The organism is Acinetobacter lwoffii, assembly GCF_019048525.1.
GTDB classification, from domain to species: domain Bacteria; phylum Pseudomonadota; class Gammaproteobacteria; order Pseudomonadales; family Moraxellaceae; genus Acinetobacter; species Acinetobacter lwoffii_K.
Window position 1 is genome coordinate 227,552 of record NZ_CP077369.1, and the last position, 21,420, is coordinate 248,971.

The 21,420-nt window shown below is 46.4% G+C and carries 18 protein-coding genes; 10 read left to right on the top strand and 8 right to left on the bottom strand.

Translation table 11 applies throughout. The features are described from left to right. The first annotated feature begins 110 nt into the window (after positions 1-110). The 5 genes from I6L24_RS01075 to secF all read left to right on the top strand — a co-directional run bounded on the left by I6L24_RS01075 (position 111) and on the right by secF (position 5,577). Complete coding sequence (locus I6L24_RS01075; protein ID WP_216986291.1) at positions 111-953, top strand: DUF4303 domain-containing protein; 843 nt, start codon at positions 111-113, stop codon at positions 951-953. A gap of 130 nt (positions 954-1,083) precedes the next feature. Beyond that, positions 1,084-2,214, top strand: a complete 1,131-nt coding sequence (gene tgt, locus I6L24_RS01080) for a tRNA guanosine(34) transglycosylase Tgt (protein WP_005252828.1) — start codon at positions 1,084-1,086, stop codon at positions 2,212-2,214. A 100-nt stretch (positions 2,215-2,314) separates the two neighbouring features. Next, positions 2,315-2,644 carry a preprotein translocase subunit YajC gene (yajC, locus tag I6L24_RS01085; RefSeq protein ID WP_004645158.1) on the top strand — a complete coding sequence of 110 codons (330 nt, stop codon included), beginning with the start codon at positions 2,315-2,317 and terminating at the stop codon, positions 2,642-2,644. Positions 2,645-2,695: 51 nt separating this feature from the next. Then, positions 2,696-4,594 (top strand): protein translocase subunit SecD, encoded by a 1,899-nt coding sequence (gene secD / locus I6L24_RS01090; RefSeq protein ID WP_064095204.1) that lies wholly within the window; start codon positions 2,696-2,698, stop codon positions 4,592-4,594. 8 nt (positions 4,595-4,602) lie between these two features. Continuing rightward, positions 4,603-5,577 (top strand): protein translocase subunit SecF, encoded by a 975-nt coding sequence (gene secF / locus I6L24_RS01095; protein WP_171260795.1) that lies wholly within the window; start codon positions 4,603-4,605, stop codon positions 5,575-5,577. 24 nt (positions 5,578-5,601) lie between these two features. Here the strand turns inward: secF and I6L24_RS01100 are convergent, their stop codons facing one another. From I6L24_RS01100 to cysM, 5 genes are all read right to left on the bottom strand, one after another. Then, entirely contained in the window at positions 5,602-6,285 is a 684-nt protein-coding gene (locus tag I6L24_RS01100) for a S24 family peptidase (protein ID WP_216986292.1), read from the bottom strand. A 100-nt stretch (positions 6,286-6,385) separates the two neighbouring features. Then, on the bottom strand, positions 6,386-8,695 hold the full coding sequence (locus I6L24_RS01105) for a RelA/SpoT family protein (protein WP_004733739.1): 2,310 nt from the start codon (positions 8,693-8,695) through the stop codon (positions 6,386-6,388). Positions 8,696-8,727: 32 nt separating this feature from the next. Beyond that, positions 8,728-10,116 (bottom strand): 23S rRNA (uracil(1939)-C(5))-methyltransferase RlmD, encoded by a 1,389-nt coding sequence (gene rlmD, locus I6L24_RS01110; protein WP_216986293.1) that lies wholly within the window; start codon positions 10,114-10,116, stop codon positions 8,728-8,730. Between the two features lie 6 nt (positions 10,117-10,122). Continuing rightward, positions 10,123-10,941 carry a 3'-5' exonuclease gene (locus I6L24_RS01115; RefSeq protein ID WP_005101819.1) on the bottom strand — a complete coding sequence of 273 codons (819 nt, stop codon included), beginning with the start codon at positions 10,939-10,941 and terminating at the stop codon, positions 10,123-10,125. A gap of 18 nt (positions 10,942-10,959) precedes the next feature. Next, positions 10,960-11,889: a cysteine synthase CysM gene (cysM, locus tag I6L24_RS01120; protein WP_005248067.1), complete on the bottom strand. Its 930-nt coding sequence runs from the start codon at positions 11,887-11,889 to the stop codon at positions 10,960-10,962. A 362-nt stretch (positions 11,890-12,251) separates the two neighbouring features. Between cysM and I6L24_RS01125 the strand changes: the two genes are divergently transcribed. From I6L24_RS01125 to rsfS, 5 genes are all read left to right on the top strand, one after another. Then, positions 12,252-15,059, top strand: coding sequence for a GacS-like sensor histidine kinase (locus I6L24_RS01125; protein ID WP_216986294.1), 2,808 nt, complete (start codon positions 12,252-12,254; stop codon positions 15,057-15,059). 107 nt (positions 15,060-15,166) lie between these two features. After that, positions 15,167-15,955 carry a crotonase/enoyl-CoA hydratase family protein gene (locus tag I6L24_RS01130; protein ID WP_071851623.1) on the top strand — a complete coding sequence of 263 codons (789 nt, stop codon included), beginning with the start codon at positions 15,167-15,169 and terminating at the stop codon, positions 15,953-15,955. A gap of 36 nt (positions 15,956-15,991) precedes the next feature. Continuing rightward, positions 15,992-16,861: an NAD(P)-dependent oxidoreductase gene (locus I6L24_RS01135; protein ID WP_216986295.1), complete on the top strand. Its 870-nt coding sequence runs from the start codon at positions 15,992-15,994 to the stop codon at positions 16,859-16,861. Positions 16,862-16,900: 39 nt separating this feature from the next. After that, a complete protein-coding gene (locus tag I6L24_RS01140; protein WP_085064179.1) occupies positions 16,901-17,689 on the top strand; it encodes a hydroxypyruvate isomerase family protein in 789 nt (262 codons plus the stop codon). A gap of 81 nt (positions 17,690-17,770) precedes the next feature. Then, positions 17,771-18,178, top strand: coding sequence for a ribosome silencing factor (gene rsfS, locus I6L24_RS01145; RefSeq protein ID WP_004645144.1), 408 nt, complete (start codon positions 17,771-17,773; stop codon positions 18,176-18,178). A 267-nt stretch (positions 18,179-18,445) separates the two neighbouring features. Here rsfS and I6L24_RS01150 read toward each other — a convergent pair whose 3' ends face one another. From I6L24_RS01150 to I6L24_RS01160, 3 genes are read right to left on the bottom strand one after another with little or no spacing between them, the layout of a single operon-like run. Beyond that, complete coding sequence (locus I6L24_RS01150) at positions 18,446-19,891, bottom strand: NAD(P)(+) transhydrogenase (Re/Si-specific) subunit beta (RefSeq protein WP_216986296.1); 1,446 nt, start codon at positions 19,889-19,891, stop codon at positions 18,446-18,448. 3 nt (positions 19,892-19,894) lie between these two features. Then, the gene (locus tag I6L24_RS01155) at positions 19,895-20,218 is read right to left on the bottom strand and encodes a proton-translocating transhydrogenase family protein (protein WP_004281642.1); all 324 of its coding nucleotides are present in this window, start codon (positions 20,216-20,218) and stop codon (positions 19,895-19,897) included. 11 nt (positions 20,219-20,229) lie between these two features. Beyond that, positions 20,230-21,357, bottom strand: coding sequence for a Re/Si-specific NAD(P)(+) transhydrogenase subunit alpha (locus tag I6L24_RS01160; protein ID WP_004281641.1), 1,128 nt, complete (start codon positions 21,355-21,357; stop codon positions 20,230-20,232). Between the last annotated feature and the right edge of the window lie 63 nt (positions 21,358-21,420).

The window sequence follows — 21,420 nt, forward strand, 5'->3', positions numbered from 1 at the left end:
AACAGCAAGATCTGATAAAATTTTGCATCCTTGGCGCATTAACTTATTATAAAAATAGCCAAGGATGCGGCTGTACCTATCTAAAACTTATAATATAAAGAATAAAAATTATGCTGGATTATTTAGAGCACTTGCAACAGACGCTGGTCGAGGAATTTTATCGGTTATACGACCATTATCAGGATGATCAAATCTATGCCTGTAGTCTGGTCTTTGACGAATTTTTACTGCTGGATGATCTGGCCATCTCGACTGAACGCAGTATTTTTAAAGATCCGGAAAATCCACAGCAATATCTGGCGGAACAGGATCGCTGGAATGTCCGGAAGTGGCGTTATCGGGCCCACGCTTTGCCCCACTCTGGACTCATTCCCTTTAAAACCTTGCTGGCCGATTATTTTAAAACCCAGCACAGCTTTGGCCATCCGGTATTGGCACAGCAAAAACAGCTGCACGCGACGCATCTGGATTTATTGCTGGAGAGTTTTAAACAGACCAAACATCGTCTTTCTGAGGCTTATGGTCTGGATCTGGATGGCATCCTTTTTTTCATGAGCCTGCCCACCCAAGTCGAATTTGAATGCCAATCTGCACAGACACTTAATCCTGAGCATATTCATTTACAGGAATTTCTGGCATCCAGACAAACTACTCATTTACCTGCCATACAGAAACGCTTGAAACTCTCGCAAAACGACAAAGATATCTTGATTGATCTAGAGCAGATGCTGGTGATGGAGCCTTATGACTATTTGCAAGTGGCACAAGATGCCTATTTGCTGACCTTGGAATCCTACTTTGTCGATAGCAATATTTATATCCAGAAACTGATCCAGCATATCGCTGCAATGGCCTCTGAGCCGGATGGCAGCTGCGCCCTTAGCCGGGAAGATATCCAGCAGCGCTTGCAGCAGTTTTCTGCCCATCCGCCAATATCTCCGGATGTTCTCTAGCTTCAGCGATAAATAAAATTACAGAGCGAATGCTCTACAATGCTGGCGTTTAGTGTAAGAATCAAGGAAAATAGCGCCCTTTAGCTATAACAATCAGCGAACTGTTTTTTCGCCTTGATGTGGAACTCCTATGAAGTTTGAAAAATTAGGTCAGTCGGGCCGTGCCCGTCGTGGTCGTTTAACGCTTGAACATGGTGTGGTGGAAACCCCGATGTTCATGCCTGTGGGTACGTATGGTACGGTCAAGGGCCTGTTGCCACGCGACATTAAAGAGATCAAATCTCAAGTCATTCTGGGCAATACTTTCCATTTGTATCTACGTCCAGGACTGGATGTAATTCGTGAACATGGCGGCCTGCACGGATTTATGAAATGGAATAGTCCCATTTTGACCGATTCAGGCGGCTTCCAAGTCTTCAGTCTGGGCGCAATGCGTAAAATCAAAGAAGAAGGTGTGACCTTCCGCTCGCCGATTGATGGTTCAAAAGTATTTTTATCTCCTGAAATTTCAATGGATATTCAGCACACGCTGAACTCTGACATTGTAATGATTTTTGATGAATGTACCCCGTACCCTGCGACGCATGAAGAAGCGCAAAAATCTTTACAACTTTCTCTACGCTGGGCCAAACGCTGTAAAACCCAGCATCATGACGTGCTGAAAAACCGTAATGCGCTGTTCGGCATTATTCAAGGCGGCATGTATGAAGATTTACGTGATGAATCTTTAAAAGGCCTGCTTGAAATCGACTTTGATGGTTATGCGATTGGCGGCCTGTCCGTGGGCGAACCAAAAGAAGAAATGATCAAGGTTCTGGATTATCTTCCAGAGAAAATGCCTGCAGACAAACCGCGTTATTTGATGGGTGTCGGCAAGCCTGAAGATATTGTGGAAGCGGTGCGTCGTGGTGTCGATATGTTTGACTGCGTAATGCCAACCCGAAATGCACGTAACGGTCACTATTTTGTGACAGACGGCTTGGTGCGAATCCGTAACAGTAAATACCGTCATGACCAAAGCCCACTCGATCCGCATTGCGACTGCTATACCTGCCAGAATTTCACCCGTGCCTATTTATTCCATCTTGAGAAATGTGGGGAAATGCTCGGCTCTATGCTCGGTACGATTCATAATCTGCGCTATTACCTGCGTTTGACTGAAGCGATGCGTGATGCATTAGACAACGGTACATTTGACGAATTTGTTCATGACTTTTATGCCCGCCGTGGCCTGGAAGTGCCACCTTGTCCGCAAGATTAATCCATCAGCATTTGCGCTGAGGAAAAAGACAATGTAAATTGCAAGAATATGTCAATTTATTATCGAGTTGATCACCAGTTTTTTATTTTAGGAAAATGTAATGAGCCTTTTTATTTCGACTGCTCACGCTGCAGGTGAAGCTGCACAACAACCAAGCATGATGGCGAACCTTTTGATGATTGCTGTTTTTATTGCAATCTTCTATTTCTTGATCTGGCGTCCTCAATCTAAACGTGCCAAAGAACACCGTGCTTTGGTCGACAGCCTTGGCGTTGGCAGTGAAGTGGTATTTGCAGGCGGATTAATGGGCAAAATCACCAAGATTGAAGGTGACTTCGCAGTGGTTGAATTGAGCCGTGGTGTAGAAGTCAAAGTTCAACGTGCAAGTGTGATCTCAGTCCTACCTGAAGGCACTTTAAATAACCTTTAATCAAAAATAGTCGTGCCCTCGCACGACTTTTTCATTTTAAGAAGAAAACGAATGCGTTACCCAGCATGGAAATATGTACTGATCCTGGTTGTTCTGGTGATCAGTACTTTATATGCCCTGCCAAGTTTGTATCCAGATGAACCTGCTGTACAGATTTCGGGTGCCAAAGCCGGTACTCAAATTGATGCAAGCATCGTACAAAAAGCAGAGCAAATTTTAAAAACTGAAAATATTGCCACTCATGACAATAGCTTTAGCAACAATGCGGCCCTATTACGTGTAGATTCAAGTGAAGCGCAACTTAAAGCCAAAGAAGCTTTACGTCGTGGTTTAGGTGATGAGTACGTGGTTGCACTTAACCTCGCCCCAACCACCCCAGAATGGCTGCAAAAAATTGGTGCCAAGCCAATGAAGCTTGGTCTGGATTTACGTGGTGGTGTTCACTTCTTGCTTGAAGTGGATATGGACAAGGCCATTGCCCAGCGTATGGAAACCTCTGCGACGGATCTCCGTCGTCAGTTACGTGATAACAACCTGAAATTTAATAGCCTGACTTTAAGCAACAACACCATTGTGATGCAGTTTGCCAACAATGATGATCGTGCTGCAGTGATGGACTTCTTGCGCCGTAACGGCAATGAGTTTACCCAGCAGGCTGTTGCAACCAGTACCGGTTCGACCTTACGTCTGAACTATACCGATGTGCGTAAGCAAGAAATTGAATCTTATGCAGTCAACCAGAACTTGACCACCTTACGTAACCGTATTAACGAGTTAGGTGTGGCTGAAGCACTGGTTCAAACCCAAGGCAGTAACCGTATTGTGGTTGAGCTTCCGGGTGTGCAGGATACAGCTGAAGCGAAACGTGTCCTTGGCCGTACCGCGAACCTCGAGTTCCGTCTGGTATCTGACCTGAATGATCAATACATCGATCCATATACCGGTCAGGCTACAGGTGCATTACCACCGGGCACAGAAGTCTTTGCCTATGAATCACTGGACAGTGGTCGTCAGCTCCTTCTGAACCGTAACCGTATTTTAACTGGTGAACGTGTTCAAAATGCATCCAGTGGTTTTAGCCAGGACACTGGCGGTGCAGAAGTGAACATTACGCTGGACAGCGCAGGCGGCAAGCTGATGTCGGATGCGACCCGTAATGCGGTTGGTAAACGTATGGCAGTGCTGTTCATCGAAAACAAACAGCGCATTAACTATGTGGAAGACCCGGCAACTGGCACTCAAACTGAAGTCCGTACGCCATATACTGAAGCTGTCGTGATTAATGCTGCGACCATTCAGGCGGTATTGGGCTCTCAGTTCCGTATTACCGGTCTGGACTCGCCACAGGAAGCGGCTGAACTTGCATTAATGCTTCGTGCAGGTGCGTTGGCTGCGCCAATGTACTTTGTTGAAGAACGTGTGATTGGTCCAAGTCTGGGTCAAGAGAATATCGACAAAGGGGTGCTTTCAACTCAGATCGGTTTCCTCCTGGTTGCCATCTGGATGGTGGTGTTCTTCCGCGTGTTTGGCCTGATTGCCAACTTTGCCCTGATATTTAACCTGGCAATGATTCTGACAGTCATGTCGTGGATTGGTGCTTCCCTGACCCTGCCGGGTATTGCCGGTATTGTGATTACCATTGGTATGGCGGTCGATGCCAACGTACTGATCTGTGAGCGAATACGGGAAGAAATGAAATGGGGAGCTTCGCCAAAACAGGCGATTGTGGCCGGTTATGACCGGGCCTATAACACCATTTTTGACTCGAACTTGACCACCTTCCTGGTAGCATTCATTCTGTTCGCGATTGGTACAGGTCCGATCAAAGGCTTTGCCGTGACCTTAATGATTGGTATTGTCTGCTCGATGTTTACTGCCATTACAGTAACACGTGCAATCGTACAGATCATTTATGGCAAAAAACGTAACTTGAAAAAGTTGAGCATTTAAGGAGATCAATGATGACTGAAAATACTCAACTGAATCAAAAACAGTACGGTCGCCCGGAAGACGAACGCATTATTCCGTTTATGAAGATTGCGATGCCTGCGGCATTGTTTTCAATCCTCTTAACCGTTGCGAGTATCTTCTTTATTGCCACCAAAGGCCTGAACCTCGGTTTAGACTTTACCGGTGGTGTGGCAGCCGAATTAAACTATACCAATCCGGTCAAACCTGAAGATGTCTCCAAGGCATTGAACCAGGCAGGCTTTAATGATGCTGTGGTTCAGACTTTAGGTTCTGAACGTGACCTGATGGTGCGTATGCCGGTTCAGGAAGATATCGAAGCTGAAGACTTGACCAAGGCTGTTACAGCAGCGGTTCAACTGCCAAATAATGCGGCAGAAGTACCCAAGGTCGATGTCGTCGGTGGACAGGTCGGTAACGAGCTCTATGTCCGTTCTGGTGGTGCTGTGGCATTGGCACTCCTGCTGATGCTGGTCTATGTCACTATCCGCTTTGAGTTCAAGCTGGCCATGGGTGCCGTGTTGTCACTATTCCATGACATTATCGTCACCCTCGGGATTTTTGCGATGATGCAGTGGCCATTTGACCTCACTGTACTTGCGGCACTCCTTGCAATCATCGGTTTCTCACTGAACGATAATATCGTGGTCTCTGACCGTATCCGTGAGAACTTCCGTAAGATTCGTGGTGCAGAACCGGTCGAGATTATCAACATTGCCCTGACTGAAACCTTGCGTCGTACCATTCATACTTCCATGACTTTATTACTGGTTGTGGTTGCGATGATGGTTATGGGCGGTGATGGCCTGAAATGGTTCTCGATCGCGATGTTTGTCGGTGTTTTTGTTGGTACCTATTCTTCAATTTATATCGGTACAGCCTTTGCCTTGTGGCGTGGTCTGAACCGTCAGGACTTTATTGTTCAGGTGAAGCCAGAATTTGAAGACGAGAACCAGATTCCATAATCTGTTCTGTTTCATGTTCATCGTTCAGCCCGTCTTATGATGGGCTGAATTATTTCTGCCGTTTGAATATATGGCAGTGGGAATAATCGCAATGACTGGATGGATTTTCTCAATATCGGTTTTTTGGAAAATCACCTGTCGATGTTCATCCAGGCTTTGGAATTCATAATGATCTTGAGCTTCGCTCACCAACTGCAAAATGAGCTGCAGGCCATTAACCAGATACACACAGAGTATGCCTGCAGTGGATAACTCGACCTGTTTGTCACAGATCAGCCACCAGCCCGGTTTTAAGCTGGGAAAATAATACGGCCCTGCTACCTGAATTGCATAATGCTGTGCTTGCAGATGAAAAATATCCTGATTGAATGAAAATGCAGAATCTATAGGAATAAGTGCAAATGCCTGCTGTTGCACCACCTGCATCTGAAATAATACGCCTTGCTCTGGAATTGGAGCTAATTCAACTTTTGGCTCAGCCGACTGATCTAGAATGAGCACATCTAGACCCAGTTGTTGTTCCAGCTCCCTTGCTGCTTTCTCGCCGATCTGGCGTTTGCTATTCAGCAATTGAGCGATATACGATGCAGACAAGCCGAAATGCTCACAGATCTCTTTGCCGGTTTTAAATTGCTGCGTCTCGATCAGCAGATCAATCACCTTGGCCAGATTATTTCGTCTACGTTCAAATATTTCGGTGGCGCTCATCTTGGTTTGCTGGTCTATTTTTTATGCATGTGATTCAAATACCTTACAATAAAAAAGCCCGCAATTGAATTGCAGGCTTTTTAAACTTACATAAGGGAAATTAAGTACCCTGTACCAGACGGCGTGCGCTGATAATTCCCGGCTGCTGCTCTAGACGAGCCAAAAGCTTGGAAAGTTGTGCCAGACCTTTGACTTCAATCAACAGCTTCATATTGGCAATACCATCCGCTTCCGAAATGGTATTCACCTGACGGATATTGATCTGATCCGAGAAAATTACTTGCGTCAGATCTTTGAGCAAACCGCGTCGATCATAAGCTTCCACCACAATCTGCACACTTTGACCACGAGTCGGCTGCATTTCCCAGTCGGCTTCTACCGCACGTTCAGGCTCTTGGGTAATCATGCGCACATAGTCCGGACAAGCGACTTTATGAATGCTCACACCACGATTCAGAGTGATATAGCCAGCAATCGATTCACCATGCACCGGTTGGCAACATTGCGCGACATGTAGTTCCACGTTATCCAAACCATCGATCAGAATCCCGTGCGCTGACAGTGTATGACTGGCACGCGGGTTCAGGGCAGGTTTTAGCACCAGTTCAGGTTCGTCCTGATCCAGATGCATGTGACGATTCACCTGATTAATCAGGGCATGCAGGCTGATATCACCATTGACCAGATTGACCAGAATATCATCACCGGTTTTAACATTGAAGTGGTTGCAATAATCACTCAGATCAATCGATTTCGGGTGAATTGCCAGACGTGACAATTCTTTGTTCAGTACTTCACGGCCGACTTCCAGGTTCTTGCTACGATCCTGCTGACGGAACCAGTGACGCAACTTGTCTCGTGCCCGGGCTGTCTTGATATAACCCAGCGAATTAACCAGCCAGTCCCTGTTCGGTTCCCGGTCTTTTTTGGTCAGAATCTCGACCTGTTCACCGGTTTTCAGGGTATAGGTCAGCGGCACATAGCGCTGATTCACCCGTGCAGCATAGCACTTGTTCCCGACTTCGGTATGCACATGATACGCAAAGTCTAGCACGCTTGAATCACGTGGTAGCTCTTTGATATCACCATCACGGCTAAACACATAGATCTTTTCGAAGCCTTCAAAATCTTGAATATGCTCAAAATTCTCGATTTCATCTTCAGATTCTTTATGTGCACTGCTTTCATTGCGTTCTTGATAATGCTCAAGTACCGCACGTAAGGAATGCAGACGATGGTTAAAAGAGCGATCTGTAGTTTTCGCGCCTTCTTTATAATTAAAGTGTGAACACACCCCAAGTTCAGCTTCGTCATGCATTGCATGAGTACGAATCTGCACTTCAAGTGACTTGTTCTCGGCAATCACTGCAGTATGTAAAGAACGATAACCATTGGCTTTCGGATTGGTAATATAGTCATCAAACTGATGCGGAATATGGCGCCAGATCTGATGCACAATACCTAAAGTGTGGTAACACTCCGGTACACTTTTCACCAGTACCCGTAAAGCACGAATATCATAGAGTTGGTCAAAGCTCAGGTTCTTGCTTTTCATTTTTCGATAAATCGAATAAATGTGTTTCACCCGGCCATTAATTTCAGCTTCGATACCATGTTCGGCCAATTCATTGCGTAATTTATCAATCACAAACTGAATATACTGTTCACGCTCCAGACGCTTTTCATTCAGTAAGGAAGCAATTTCTTTATAACGTTCCGGCGCAAGATAACGGAACGCCAGATCTTCCAGCTCCCATTTCAGCTGGGCAATGCCCAAGCGGTGTGCCAGTGGCGAGTAAATGGTCAGAATTTCTCGGGCCACCCGTTCCTGACGCTCACGCGAGGAATTGGCCAGTTCACGCAAGGCATAGGTACGTTCGGCCAGCTTGACCAGAACAACCCGTACATCTTCGGTGACCGAGATCAGCATTTTGTAAATGCCAGACAGATGTTCACGCTGGTTATTATTGAAATGATCTTCCAGGCGTTTATTTTTTTCGATCAGCTCAGACAGCTTACCCATGGCAAGCGTACCTTTGACCAGGCTATGCACCTGTTCGCCGAACTGTTCCAATACTTCACTGAGTGGCATGACGCCTTCACGAACAGCACGATACAGCATGGCTGCGGACAAAGTATCTTCATCGACATGCAGATGCGCCAGAATATCCGCCATCTCAATACCAGTATAAAAGGTATTGGAGCGGTGCTGAACCGTACTTTGCAGCTCTCTTTCTAATGTTAAGTGGGCGACTTCTTCGAGCTGCGTTAAAGGTGCGCCATCTAATATGCCACGAACCCGATCCAACCATTCAGTCAGATCCTGGTGTGCTTGTTCGGCATGTTCTACAGTCGTCTCCTGTGACAACTCATTGAGTCGTCCAGGGAGTTGCTCACGTACTGTGACCATACCCGTCTCCTACTTTTAAAAACATCATTTCTTTAATCGTTTATTTGATTTTCTTTTTCGAACAATGCGATTGATTCAACATGTCCAGTATGTGTAAACATATCCATCACGCCCGCTTGGGTGAGACGATAGCCCTGTTGTACCAAGAGTCCTGCATCTCTGGCGAGTGTCGCAGGATTGCATGACACATAAACGATTCTTTTAGCTCCAAACTGAGGGAGATAATGCATCACTTCTTCTGCCCCGGCACGTGGCGGGTCGATTAATAATGCATCAAAACCTTGATTTGCCCAAGTATGGTGCGAGAAATCTTTGGTTAAATCTTGTGAATAGAACGCTATTTGTGCAATACCATTGTTTTTGGCATTTTCCGCACCACGTCGAACCATTTCATCACTTCCTTCAACCGCAATCACCTGACCCGATGCACCAACACAGCGCGCCAGCGGCAAAGAAAAGTTTCCTAATCCACAAAACAGATCCAGAACCCGTTCACCTTGTTGTAGCTGAAGCAAATCACATGCCAATCGTACCATTTGCGGATTGATGCTTGAATTTACCTGGGTAAAGTCCAGAGGATTAAAGCCGAATTTCACATCAAAGTCATCAAGACCATAGTGTAAGCGTGCAGATGCTTCTGGAGCATCTATCCGCGAGAGCGTTTCTTTGCCGGCAGGCTGCAGATACAGTTGCCAGCCTTTCTGTAACGTAAATTCGCGCAATTGGTTGACATCATCGGCAGATAATTTTGCAGTTTCACGCACCAGCAGCGCAATGTCCTGATCCCCCATAGCCAATTCTATATGACCGATGTCGGCCTTACCATTGAGACCTTGCAGCAATTGTTTAAGACGTGTAACCGAGCCAAACTCGCGATCCAAGATCATACAGCGATCAATCGGTGTCAGTTTGTTGGACTGATTTTCACGAAAACCCACCACCAGCTGATCCTTGGAAGGTAGATAACGCACCCCAATCCGGGCTTTACGGCGATAATCTTCACGTTGTGAACGTAAAGGCGGTAGCCATTGATCAGGCTGGATTCCAGCAAAATGCTGAAGATGCGATTTCAGCACATTCTGTTTCAGTTCAATCTGCGCATCCGCAGCAATATGCTGCATATTACAGCCACCACAAACGCCAAAATGTGAACACACCGGCTTCACGCGAATTTCAGAAGCGTCGCTCAACAATTCAAGGCTGTCGGCTTCTTCAAGTTTTTTCACTTCTCGGGTAATACGGGCACGCACGGTTTCACCCGGCAAGGCATAACGGATAAAGACTTTCTTGCCATGTTTATGCTGCGGATGATCTGGATGTGAACCATAATGAGCGATGCCACGTCCCTCATGCGATAGTGACTCAACCTGAAAAATGTACTCGGGTTGCTGGATAGGACGTGCTTTTGCTCGATGTTTCATGAAAACCTAGGGTGTGGAGATGGGAAAATCAAATTGGGTAAATTCAGTTCGTTGCGAAGTCTCACGCCAGACTGATAAAAAGTCCGCATGTTGCGGTTGAGTATGCAAATATTGAATCGTGCTTTGCAGCAAATGCTGATAATCCGGCAGCAACAACTGGCCTTTTAACAGCAACCAGCGGATATACACCAGCCAGGTATTCAGGACATCACCTTCACAATAAGACGTTAGTTCGGTCCATTGCTGATTGCGGACATATTCTGGAACCCGATAGGCTCCGTCACCGCGCTTGCCTGGATAGCCCAGCAAATGTGCAACATCGTCCAGCTTCTGGAAATGACGGGCATGAAACATGGCCATCACATCCATCAGGTCAACATGACGATGATGGTAACGATTCTGGTAGTTATTATAACGCTTTTGCGTATCAATTTCGCCCTGATCGAACAGACTCGGTGCAGAGAGTCCATGATACATGGCACGGTATAAAATCACTGGTAAATCAAACTGTGAGCCGTTCCAGCTGACCAGGGTTGGATGGCGCTTGTCAAAAATGGACAAGAATTTTTTCAAAATTTCTGCTTCGGAATGCTGTTCCCGGCTAAAGGAAAACAGCTTCATGCCCTGTTCGTCCATCCATAAACCGGAAATACAGACAATTTCATGCAGCGGTAAACGCTGAAAATCAGAGCCTGAATCCTGACGGCGTAATTTGGTCAAGGCCTGATCCAGATCTGCTTCGGGCAGGTCCAGACCAAACAGATGCGCGCCTGATTTGAGATCGGTTTGGGTTTCAATATCGAAAGTTAAAACAGGCAGGCGCATAAAACAGTGCTCAAATAATTATTCAGGATCTTGTACAGAGAATAACCCTGTAGACAAGTAACGGTCACCACGGTCACAGATAATACACACAATCACTGCATCCGGATGTTCTTCCGCCAGTTTAATCGAGGCCCACACTGCCCCACCAGAAGAGGTTCCGGCACTAATGCCTTCTTTCTGTGCCAGCTTACGCATGGTTTTTTCAGCTTCGATTTGTGGAATATCAATAATGCGATCGACTCGGCTGCGGTCGAAAATGGTTGGCAGATATTCTTCTGGCCAGCGACGGATTCCGGCAATGCTTGAACCATCAGATGGCTGTAAACCGACGATCTGAATATCAGGATTCATTTCTTTCAGGTATTTCGACACACCCATGATGGTGCCGGTGGTACCCATAGAACTGACAAAATGGGTAATTTTGCCACCGGTTTGCTGCCAGATTTCTGGACCCGTGGTCAGGTAATGCGCTTCGACATTGTCCGGATTTCCGAACTGATTCAGCACCAGACCCACACCATCATTCTGCATTTGAGCAGCAAGATCACGTGCACCTTCCATGCCCTGCTCTTTGGTTACTTCAATTAGCTCGGCACCATACGCAAGCATCGCGTCCTTACGTTCCTGACTCATATTGTTCGGCATGATCAGCTTCATTTTATAGCCACGCATTGCTGCGACCATCGCCAATGCAATCCCCGTATTTCCGCTCGTTGCCTCAATCAGGGTGTCACCCGGTTTGATCTGCCCACGCTTCTCGGCCTGCATGATCATATTATAGGCCGGACGGTCTTTGACCGAACCTGCTGGGTTATTGCCTTCGAGTTTCGCGAGTACTGTAGCTTGAGTGTGACTTGCCAGACGCTGTAAACGCACCAGCGGCGTTTTGCCTACATAATGGTCTAACAAAAATTCATCTGCTTGAAAATCAGGGATGGTATTACTCATTATTTGCACCTATATCGAGGTGCGGCTATTGTATGAAAAAATGCTTTTCCCTGCACCCATTTAGCAAGGCTTTTTCAGAAAACTCACTAAAACTCACACACTATCAAGCCATAAACTACATTTCACGATGATTTAGCCAGATGAAGCAGCTCGCTAATGAAGATGAAAATACTATTTCAGTCTGGCACTTTTACAGATTGAAATTTCGTGCGTCTTAGTCTTGCTGTACCTGAGCAAAATTAACTGAAATCTCTTGTATTTTTAACTGCTAATCCGAAGCTTTATAAAAATTATGCTTAAATTTTAACTGTCGATTTAAAGCATGCTAATATGCCAGGCATAAAGAAAATACTGCTTAAATCATGTCAACGATCAACAAAAAGCTGTTTAAACGCCTACACTTAAATCATGCCTATGGACAGCTGATTGCGCTGATTTTTGTGCCGATTACCATTTTGGCCTGTGTCGGTGCCATGCTGGTGTTGACTGAGACCTCGAATGCCGCACGTGCCCAGCAGAAGCAGATGGCCATTGCGATTCTCACCCGTTTTCAAGGCACCTCAGAATATGCACTGGATATCTTGAATCTGTATCCATGGCAATATGACCAGGCTCACAACGCCATGCAGAACATGCTGAATGAAAAGCATCTGGTTCGGGCAGCAGTTCTGGATGAAAATGGCAAGAACCGTTTGGGCATTGGTTTTCAGGAACAGGCGCCTTGGCCAGAATTTGAGAAAAGCGGCAATTTTGTTGGTCCGATTCTGCATCAAGATAATCATATCTATGCCATTAAAGTGAATGAAAACACTTTTTCTACCGGCTGGCTGGCGATCGAACTGGATAACCAGCCGCTAGCAATTGCCCGTTACCGAGTACTGATCGTACTGATTGCGACCGGATTACTGACCTTATTATTGTTATTACTTTGCTTGAATTTCTACTCACGGCGCTGGATCGCCCCAATGTATGAGATTCGCATGCAATTGCAACGCCTGAATGCCGATACCCTCGGCCAGCATATGGTGATTAACAGCACCGGCGAGCTGCGTTTATTGCAACGTGATATCGCCAATGTGGTGAAACGTTTGCATTTCAGCTTTCTGGAACTGCGTGAACATACCGAACAGACCGAAGACGATTTACGCCGCACCCTCGACACTTTAGAAGTCCAGAATATTACCTATCGTCAGGCACGCGACCAGGCGATCTCGGCCAACCAGGCCAAGTCGGTGTTTCTGGCCAATATTTCCCATGAATTGCGCACCCCGCTGAACAGTATTGATGGTTTTATTCATCTGTTGTTACGTCAGGGCAATCTCAGCAACGAGCAGAGCCTGTATTTGCAGACCATTCGTAAGTCTTCGGCGCATTTGCTAGCACTGATCAATGATGTTCTGGATTTTTCCAAAATTGATGCCGGCAAACTGGAACTGGAAACGGCACCTTTTGATCTGGAAGAAGCGATTTTTGATGTGATGGACATGTTGTCACCTCTGGCAGCACAAAAACATATTGATATGGCCTTCTATTATGCAGATGGTGTGCCAAAACACATTATTGGTGATGCGCTACGATTTAAACAGATTCTGACCAACCTGATTTCCAATGCGATCAAATTCACTCCGGATGGAGAAATCATTGTCCGGGCACGCATGGAACATGATGGAATGGATCAGTGTGTGCTGCATTTTAGTGTACAGGATAGCGGCATTGGCCTGAGTGGTACCGACCGTAAAAAGCTGTTTGAGTCCTTCTCGCAGGGTGATACCTCGGTGACCCGTCAGTTTGGCGGTACCGGTCTTGGTCTGGCAATTTCCAAACAGCTGGTCAGCCTGATGCATGGCCAGATTGGTTTTGAAGACAATCAGGAACGTGCTCCAACCGAAAAAGGCTCTACTTTCTGGTTTACTGCCCAGTTCCTGGTCGATGAAGATACCGTGATTGAGCATCCAGATTTTAGCGAATTGACCGTGGTGTCTTATCTTGCACATCCGGCAACTGCGAATGTGCTGCGGCATTATCTGGAAAATTATCAGGTTAAACATATTGAATGTGCATCAATTCTGGATCTGTTTAGCCGTCTGAATCATTTACAGAATAGCGAAAATACCTGGCTGATCGTCGATCATAGTGGTGACAGTGAGGTCTTGTTACGCGAAATCCGTTCACGTTATCAGGGTCATCTGGCTGTCTATGGTTATCAGATGCAGCTGGATCCAAGCATGCTCAACGACCATCGTGCCCGTGCCCTGCATCAGCCACTCAGCCGCAGCGCGCTGATTCAATTACTCGGCAATCAGCCGGTCTTCGATCAGGAACAGCATGAAGAATTTAATGGTCAAGGCCTGCATATTCTGGCCGTGGATGATCATTTGCCGAACCTGATTGTTCTGGAAGCCTTACTGGGCGAACTCAATGTCACCACAACCAAAGCCCTCAGCGGGCAGGAAGCGATCGATATTATTCAGCGCCGTTATGAACAGGAACAGCCGGCATTTGATCTGGTCTTTATGGACATTCAGATGCCAGTCATGTCGGGGATCGATACCACCCGTGCTATTCGCTCGCTGGAATCAACTTTTGAAAATCATAGCCGTCTGCCGATTATTGCACTGACGGCACATGCGCTTTCTGATGAAAAACATAAACTGCTGCAAAACGGCATGGATGATTATGTCACCAAGCCGATCCAGATCGAGCAGATTATCCAAATTTTGACGCACTGGACTACCGAGCATTTTAAACGGATTCCGGTACTGGAACGCGCCAATGTGATTGATGCACTGGATCCAAATATTCTGGACTGGCAGCAAAGCCTGCAACTGGCAGCCAATAAAGAAGATCTGGCGGTAGACCTGTTACGCATGCTGGTGGACAGCTTTGCAGATGAACTCGATGAAATGCAGCAACTGATTGAACTGGAAGATTTTCCACAACTGGAACATGTGCTGCATCGTTTATATGGCGCGACCCGCTATGTCGGTGCACCGACTTTGCAGAAAGTCACCGGTGGCTTTGAACAGTTCGTTTCAACCCTGCGCAAAGAACGCCGCAAGGCCGATGAAAGCTTTGTTCAAGACGTGTTGAAATATTTTGATGAACTCAAAGCTGTAATCGAACAGGTAGAACAGGCTGCCCAGCAAATTTTGAAGCAACATTTAAATTAAACCTCTGAAGCTGCTCAGTTCTTAACTTACTCAAGTGTGACTGAGCTGTCATGCAAGGCCAAAGGCTGCATGCTATGCTCAAGCCAGGAAAAATAAGGAAGAATGCCATGTCACTCGTGCGCTTGGAAAAAAATAACGGCATTGCCACTGTTACACTGAATCGTCCGGATAAACGCAATGCCATGAGCTTTGCCCTGCTACGCGAACTGGTCGCGACTGCACAGAAAATCAAAAAAGATAAAAGCATCCGTTGTGTGATTTTAACTGGCGAGGCCCAGGTCTTTAGTGCCGGTATTGATCTGGCAGATTTAAATAATCCTAAAAATCGTGCTTATGCCGCATGGGAACTGATTCGTCCTGGTCAAAGCTTATTTCAAAAAGCATTTCTGGTCTGGCAAGAATTACCAGTTCCGGTGATTGCCGCAATGGAGGGCTTCTGTTTTGGTGCCGGGATGCAGCTTGCTCTGGCCGCAGATATCCGCATTGCCCATCCTGACACCAAAATGTCAATTATGGAAACTCGTTGGGGACTGGTGCCAGACATGGGACTCAGCCGTTCACTGAAAGGCCTGATTGGGATTGATCTGGCCAAAGAACTGACCTTAACTGCCCGGATTTTTGATGGTGAATATGCCAAAGAAATCGGTCTGATCACCCATGTCGATCAACAACCTTTAGCTAGAGCACAAGCCTTGGCTGAAGAAATGCTGCAACGCTCTCCAGATGCGCTGATGGCCTCTAAATTTGTACTAGATGCCATGCAGCATCATCCAAATAAATCCCTGCGTATGGAAAAAATCTGGCAGCTGAAATTATTACTGGGTAAAAATAGTCAATTGGCTCGTAAAAAAGACAAAAACCCAGATATTCAGTTTGTGCCACGCCAGTACAAATAAACCAAGTCTGAATCCAGGAAAGGAATAAACCAAAGCATGCAGTTGAATCTTGATACTAAAATTGCCTTCTTAGGGATGGGGCTGATGGGCACTCGTATGGCCACACGTCTGCTTCAGGCAGGTTTTCAGGTAGCGGTCTGGAATCGCACACCAGCAGCCTGTGAGCCCTTGCTGGATCTAGGGGCAACTGCGCTATCTTTAGACCAGATTGCCGACTATCCGGTGATTCTTACCTGCCTGGCAGATGATCATGCAGTGCAATCGATCTTTGCTCAGATCGAACCGTATTTGGTTGCGGAGCAAGTGATTGTGGATTTTTCCAGTCTTTCGGTACAACAAACTCAAACACTTGCCGCGCAAGCACAGGCCAAGAAAGTGACCTGGATTGATTCTCCGGTTTCAGGCGGTACAGTTGGAGCCGAACAAGGCAGTCTGGTGATTTTTGCCGGTGGTGATGCCGCGACGATTGAAAATCTTAATCCGATCTATGCAGTACTTTCACAGCGCGTGACCCGTATGGGTGATACGGGTACCGGTCAGGCGACCAAAATCTGTAACCAGCTGATTGTGGCTGCCAATAGCACCTTGATCGCAGAAGCGGTCGCCTTGGCTGGACTTGCCGGGGTAGATACACGCTTACTGGCACCAGCGCTAGCGGGTGGTTTTGCCGACTCCAAGCCTTTTCAGATTCTGGCACCGCGTATGGCCACGCAAACTTTTGAACCGGTGCAATGGAAAGTACAGACCTTATCCAAGGATCTGAATAATGCCGTGCAACTGGCACAAAGCTTTGACCTGGATGTTCCGGTGGCGACTCAAGCTTTAACGCAGTTACATGCTCATCAAGCCCAAGGCTTTGCCGAAGCAGATCTGGCTACTGTAATCCAGCAACTAAAACATTCATAACGCTTGATTGATGCGGCCTTGAATATTGAAGAGAAAGACATGATTAAACTTGCCGTCAACCTGTCGATGATTTTTACCGAAGTGCCGCTGATTGAACGCTTCGCGCTGGCTCGTGCACAGGGCTTTAATCATGTGGAAATCCAGTTTCCTTATGAACTCACAATTGGCCAGATTCAAAACCAGCTCAGCACGCATCAGCTGAACTTGTGCCTGATTAATGTGCCAGCGGGCGATTTAATGCAGGGCGGTCATGGTCTAGCCGGCATTCCAGGACAGGAAATCGAGTTTCGTCATGCTGTTGAGCAGGCCATCCAGTATGCCACGGCGTTGAATGTACCGCGGGTCAATATTCTAGCAGGAAAACAGCCTCTGGATTGTGATCTGCTACCCTGCCTGAATACGCTGGCGAGTAACCTAAAAATGGCCTGTTCAATGCTGCTTGAGCATCAAATTGAACCGGTCTTCGAAATGATCAATGGCACCGATATGCCACGTTTTTTGATTCAAAATGTTGCCCAAGCCCAGGAAATGCTGGAAGCGGTACATCATCCGGCCTTAAAAATGCAGTACGACTGTTACCACATGGCAATGATGGGCGAAGATGTCTTAGAAACTTTGCAAGAAAATATTGCCTCGATTGGTCATATCCAATTTGCGGATTGTCCGGGACGGCATCAACCCAATACGGGTTCAATTCAATATCATGATATATTTCAGTGGTTAAAACATAGTCAATATCAAGGTTATGTCGCTGCCGAGTATAAACCTAGCGGACATTCCAACGATTCCTTTGACTGGAAAGCTGAGTTCTTTCCGGAGCATGACTGAGTGGACTGCGGCTTCATTTGAAATTCAGGACTAAAACCGCTATATTAGACCATGCATAATTGTTAGGAAATTACACTCCCCATGAATTTAGAACCATCGCCCAGCGCTTCTAATTCTCACGATCTTACTATGAATTCAAATTCTCAAGCTGTACAGGACTGCTTAAAAGTCGTACATGCTGCACTTGAAGATGTAAAAGCAAAAGAAATTGTTGAGCTTGATGTCAGCGGTATCAGTAATGTGGCTGATGCTATGGTCATTGCAAGCGGTACATCGACACGTCACATCAAATCATTGGCCAATAACGTTGCTGAAGAAGCACGAAAAGCTGGCTTCCGCCCTCTTGGTATTGAAGGCGAACGTGATGCTGAATGGATCCTCATCGACCTTGGTTATGTGGTGGTTCATTGTATGCTTCCAACAGCGCGTAAATTCTATGACCTAGAAAGCTTATGGCGCAATCCTACAGATACTGACTCTGTAGCGTAAAAACCGAATATTCAAAAAAGCGACCTGTGTAGGTCGCTTTTTTATTGCCTGTTCATCTAACTTTATAAGCATTAATACAACTCAATCTGTTCGCTATTTTTTAATTTCCATCTTGTCTTATGCACCGATTTGATTGGTATTTTAGGATCAATTCATCATCAACATAGACGTTCGATGATCACTCAATCATCCTTTTCCCAAGATATAAAATAAAAAGTCCCCCTTTATTAAAAGGGGGACTTAGGAGGATTCTAATAATTTAGATGATTAGTGACCCGTACCATTAATGGCTTTAGTCATATCTTCCACCACTTTCTTGGCATCACCAAAGATCATCATGGTCTTGTCATTATAGAACAAGTCATTGTCGAGACCCGCATAACCGGTTGCCATAGAACGCTTGATCACCATAATCGTACGTGCCTTATGGGCTTCCAGAATTGGCATACCATAAATTGGCGATGTTGGATCATCTTTCGCCGCAGGGTTCACAACGTCGTTCGCACCAATCACTAGCACCACATCTGTTGCCGGGAAGTCCGAGTTGATCTCATCCATTTCCAGGATGTCTTCATACGGTACGTCCGCTTCAGCAAGTAGTACGTTCATATGACCTGGCATACGACCTGCTACAGGATGAATCGCAAAACGAACCGTTACGCCCTGCTCTTTTAGCAAGTTAGCCAATTCTTTTACCGCATTTTGTGCACGGCCTTGCGCCATACCATAACCCGGTACAATCACCACGCTGTCTGCATTTGACATCAGGAAGCCTGCATCATCTGCCGAGCCAGAACGGTGATTACGTTGGACCTGTTCACCTGCTCCTGCTGTCGGCGCAGCTGCACCGCCCATCGCACCGCCAAACAAAACGTTGATGATTGAGCGGTTCATCGCTTTACACATGATGTAAGACAGAATAGCACCTGAAGAACCCACCAGTGAGCCTGCAACGATCAACATGTTGTTTTCTAAGGTAAAACCAATACCAGCTGCTGCCCAACCCGAAAATGAGTTGAGTAGCGATACCACCACTGGCATATCACCACCACCGACTGGTGCAATCCATACCCAGCCAAATGCCAGCGCAAGACCTGTCATCGCCCAGAACGATGTCATATTGCCAGTCAGGAAGAAGTGAACCCCAAAACCTAACATTGCAATAAAGATGATTGCCTGAACTGGTTTCACCCACACACCTGAAATGGTTTTCGCCCATTTCTTTGCAGCCAGTTTGCCGTAAGCAAAGACTGATGCTGTAAAAGTAATCGCACCTACGAAACAACCCACAAACAGTTCAAATAAATGAATACGGCTCATTTCATGGAAATTGACACCATTGGCAGCCAATAAGTCTGGACCAAGTTCGATCAGTTTGTTGTTGTGAATAATAGCAGCGACAGCAATCAAGACCGCAGCCAGACCCACCAATGAGTGCATTAGCGCCACAGTTTCAGGCATCTGGGTCATTGGAACTGTGCGTGCACGGGCGATACCCACAATTGCACCCAGCACCATTGCACCAATAATCATCCAGACAACCGGATTCTCAGCCACAAAGAAGGTAGTCACGACCGCAATGGCCATCGCGATCATTCCGTAACGGTTACCGGCAATCGCAGTTTTAGGACCTGATAAACCACGTAGCGTCAGGATAAAAAGAACGGCACCAATCAGGTAGAACCAATCCGCATATTCTCGAATCATTTCCATGGATTAACCCTCTTTTTTCTTTTGCTTAGGTTTAAACATTTCCAGCATACGTGCAGTCACGGCAAAGCCACCGAAAATATTAATACTGGCCAGGAATACCGCAATTGCACCAAGCACGCTCACCACGTTAATGGTCTGGAAATCCACACTACCTTCAACGCCGATCACCGGCAGGCCAACGGTTTGAATCATTGCACCGACAATAATGATCGATGACAAGGCATTGGTCACTGCCATCAACGGCGTATGCAATGCTGGTGTTACACCCCACACCACGTAGTAACCTACGAAAATGGCAAGGACAAAAATCGTAATTGTTTCAACCATGAGTCTTCTCCTTAACCACGTTTCAGCAGCACTTGGCCGCCATGAGTGACAAGTAGGGCTTTTTGAATTTCTTCTTCTTGATTCAGGACAAAATTCTTATCTGCATCAAATAGTGTTTCAACGAAGTTAAATACGTTACGAGCGTATAAAGCAGAGGCTTCAGTTGATACAGTCGACGGAATATTTGGAATACCGAGAATTTTGACGCCGTTGTCGGTATGGACTGTTTCGCCACATTTTGAACCTTCGACGTTGCCGCCAGATTCTACTGCCATGTCCAGAATCACTGAACCCGGTTTCATTTTCGCAACTGTTCCAGCACGGATTAAACGCGGTGCATCACGGCCCGGTAAAAGCGCTGTGGTAATCACGATGTCAGCATTTGATACCGCTTTATCAACAATTGCAGCCTGATCGCGGATGTATTCTTCACCCGGCATCCAGCCATAACCATTTTTGGCAGCATCTGCAGCTTTTTGCTGCTCTTCAGCAGACATCGGTACGTCTAACCATTTACCGCCCAGAGATTCAACCTGATCTTTTGCAGTTGGACGCAAGTCCGTGGCTTCAACGATGGCACCTAAACGTTTTGCTGTTGCAATCGCTTGCAGACCTGCTACGCCGACACCCATGATCACCACACGAGCCGGTTTAACCGTACCCGCAGCAGTCATCAGCATCGGGAACATGCGCTGGTATTCAGCCGCAGCCAAAAGCACCGACTTGTAACCTGCAAGGTTGGCTTGAGAAGACAAGACATCCATGTTCTGCGCACGAGACAAGGTTCGTGGCAAAAGTTCCAATGCAAATGCAGACACGTTTTGTGCCGCGAATTGGTCAAGCTCAGTATTACGGTAAGGATCAAACATTGCCACGATAGTGGTATTCGGGTTGAGTTTTTGAATTTCATCACCTTTCGGTGCACGAACTTTTAAAATCAACTGACTGCCAGTATAGGCATCATCCGTAATTTTGGCACCAACTTGTTCATAGGCACTATCGATATAGGCAGCTTTAACCCCTGCACCACGTTCGATAATCACGCTATGTCCTGCGCTGATCAATTTCTTTACTGTCTCTGGCGTCGCAGCGACGCGATTTTCACCGACAACAGTTTCGGCTGGAATTCCGATCTGCATGAGCGTTCCTCAAGCTAATTTTTCTTAAGTAAACATCGCCTAAACGATGCTTCCCCTCAGGAT

Bases quoted from the DNA above. Each gene is read 5' to 3' on its own strand.
- I6L24_RS01075 (WP_216986291.1), top strand. From the start codon at position 111: ATGCTGGATTATTTAGAGCACTTGCAACAGACGCTGGTCGAGGAATTT.
- rlmD (WP_216986293.1), bottom strand. From the start codon at position 10,116: ATGAAACATCGAGCAAAAGCACGTCCTATCCAGCAACCCGAGTACATT.
- cysM (WP_005248067.1), bottom strand. From the start codon at position 11,889: ATGAGTAATACCATCCCTGATTTTCAAGCAGATGAATTTTTGTTAGAC.
- I6L24_RS01100 (WP_216986292.1), bottom strand. From the start codon at position 6,285: ATGAGCGCCACCGAAATATTTGAACGTAGACGAAATAATCTGGCCAAG.
- secF (WP_171260795.1), top strand. From the start codon at position 4,603: ATGATGACTGAAAATACTCAACTGAATCAAAAACAGTACGGTCGCCCG.
- I6L24_RS01115 (WP_005101819.1), bottom strand. From the start codon at position 10,941: ATGCGCCTGCCTGTTTTAACTTTCGATATTGAAACCCAAACCGATCTC.
- I6L24_RS01150 (WP_216986296.1), bottom strand. From the start codon at position 19,891: ATGGAAATGATTCGAGAATATGCGGATTGGTTCTACCTGATTGGTGCC.
- I6L24_RS01155 (WP_004281642.1), bottom strand. From the start codon at position 20,218: ATGGTTGAAACAATTACGATTTTTGTCCTTGCCATTTTCGTAGGTTAC.
- secD (WP_064095204.1), top strand. From the start codon at position 2,696: ATGCGTTACCCAGCATGGAAATATGTACTGATCCTGGTTGTTCTGGTG.
- rsfS (WP_004645144.1), top strand. From the start codon at position 17,771: ATGAATTTAGAACCATCGCCCAGCGCTTCTAATTCTCACGATCTTACT.
- I6L24_RS01135 (WP_216986295.1), top strand. From the start codon at position 15,992: ATGCAGTTGAATCTTGATACTAAAATTGCCTTCTTAGGGATGGGGCTG.
- I6L24_RS01105 (WP_004733739.1), bottom strand. From the start codon at position 8,695: ATGGTCACAGTACGTGAGCAACTCCCTGGACGACTCAATGAGTTGTCA.
- I6L24_RS01160 (WP_004281641.1), bottom strand. From the start codon at position 21,357: ATGCAGATCGGAATTCCAGCCGAAACTGTTGTCGGTGAAAATCGCGTC.
- yajC (WP_004645158.1), top strand. From the start codon at position 2,315: ATGAGCCTTTTTATTTCGACTGCTCACGCTGCAGGTGAAGCTGCACAA.
- I6L24_RS01130 (WP_071851623.1), top strand. From the start codon at position 15,167: ATGTCACTCGTGCGCTTGGAAAAAAATAACGGCATTGCCACTGTTACA.
- I6L24_RS01125 (WP_216986294.1), top strand. From the start codon at position 12,252: ATGTCAACGATCAACAAAAAGCTGTTTAAACGCCTACACTTAAATCAT.
- I6L24_RS01140 (WP_085064179.1), top strand. From the start codon at position 16,901: ATGATTAAACTTGCCGTCAACCTGTCGATGATTTTTACCGAAGTGCCG.
- tgt (WP_005252828.1), top strand. From the start codon at position 1,084: ATGAAGTTTGAAAAATTAGGTCAGTCGGGCCGTGCCCGTCGTGGTCGT.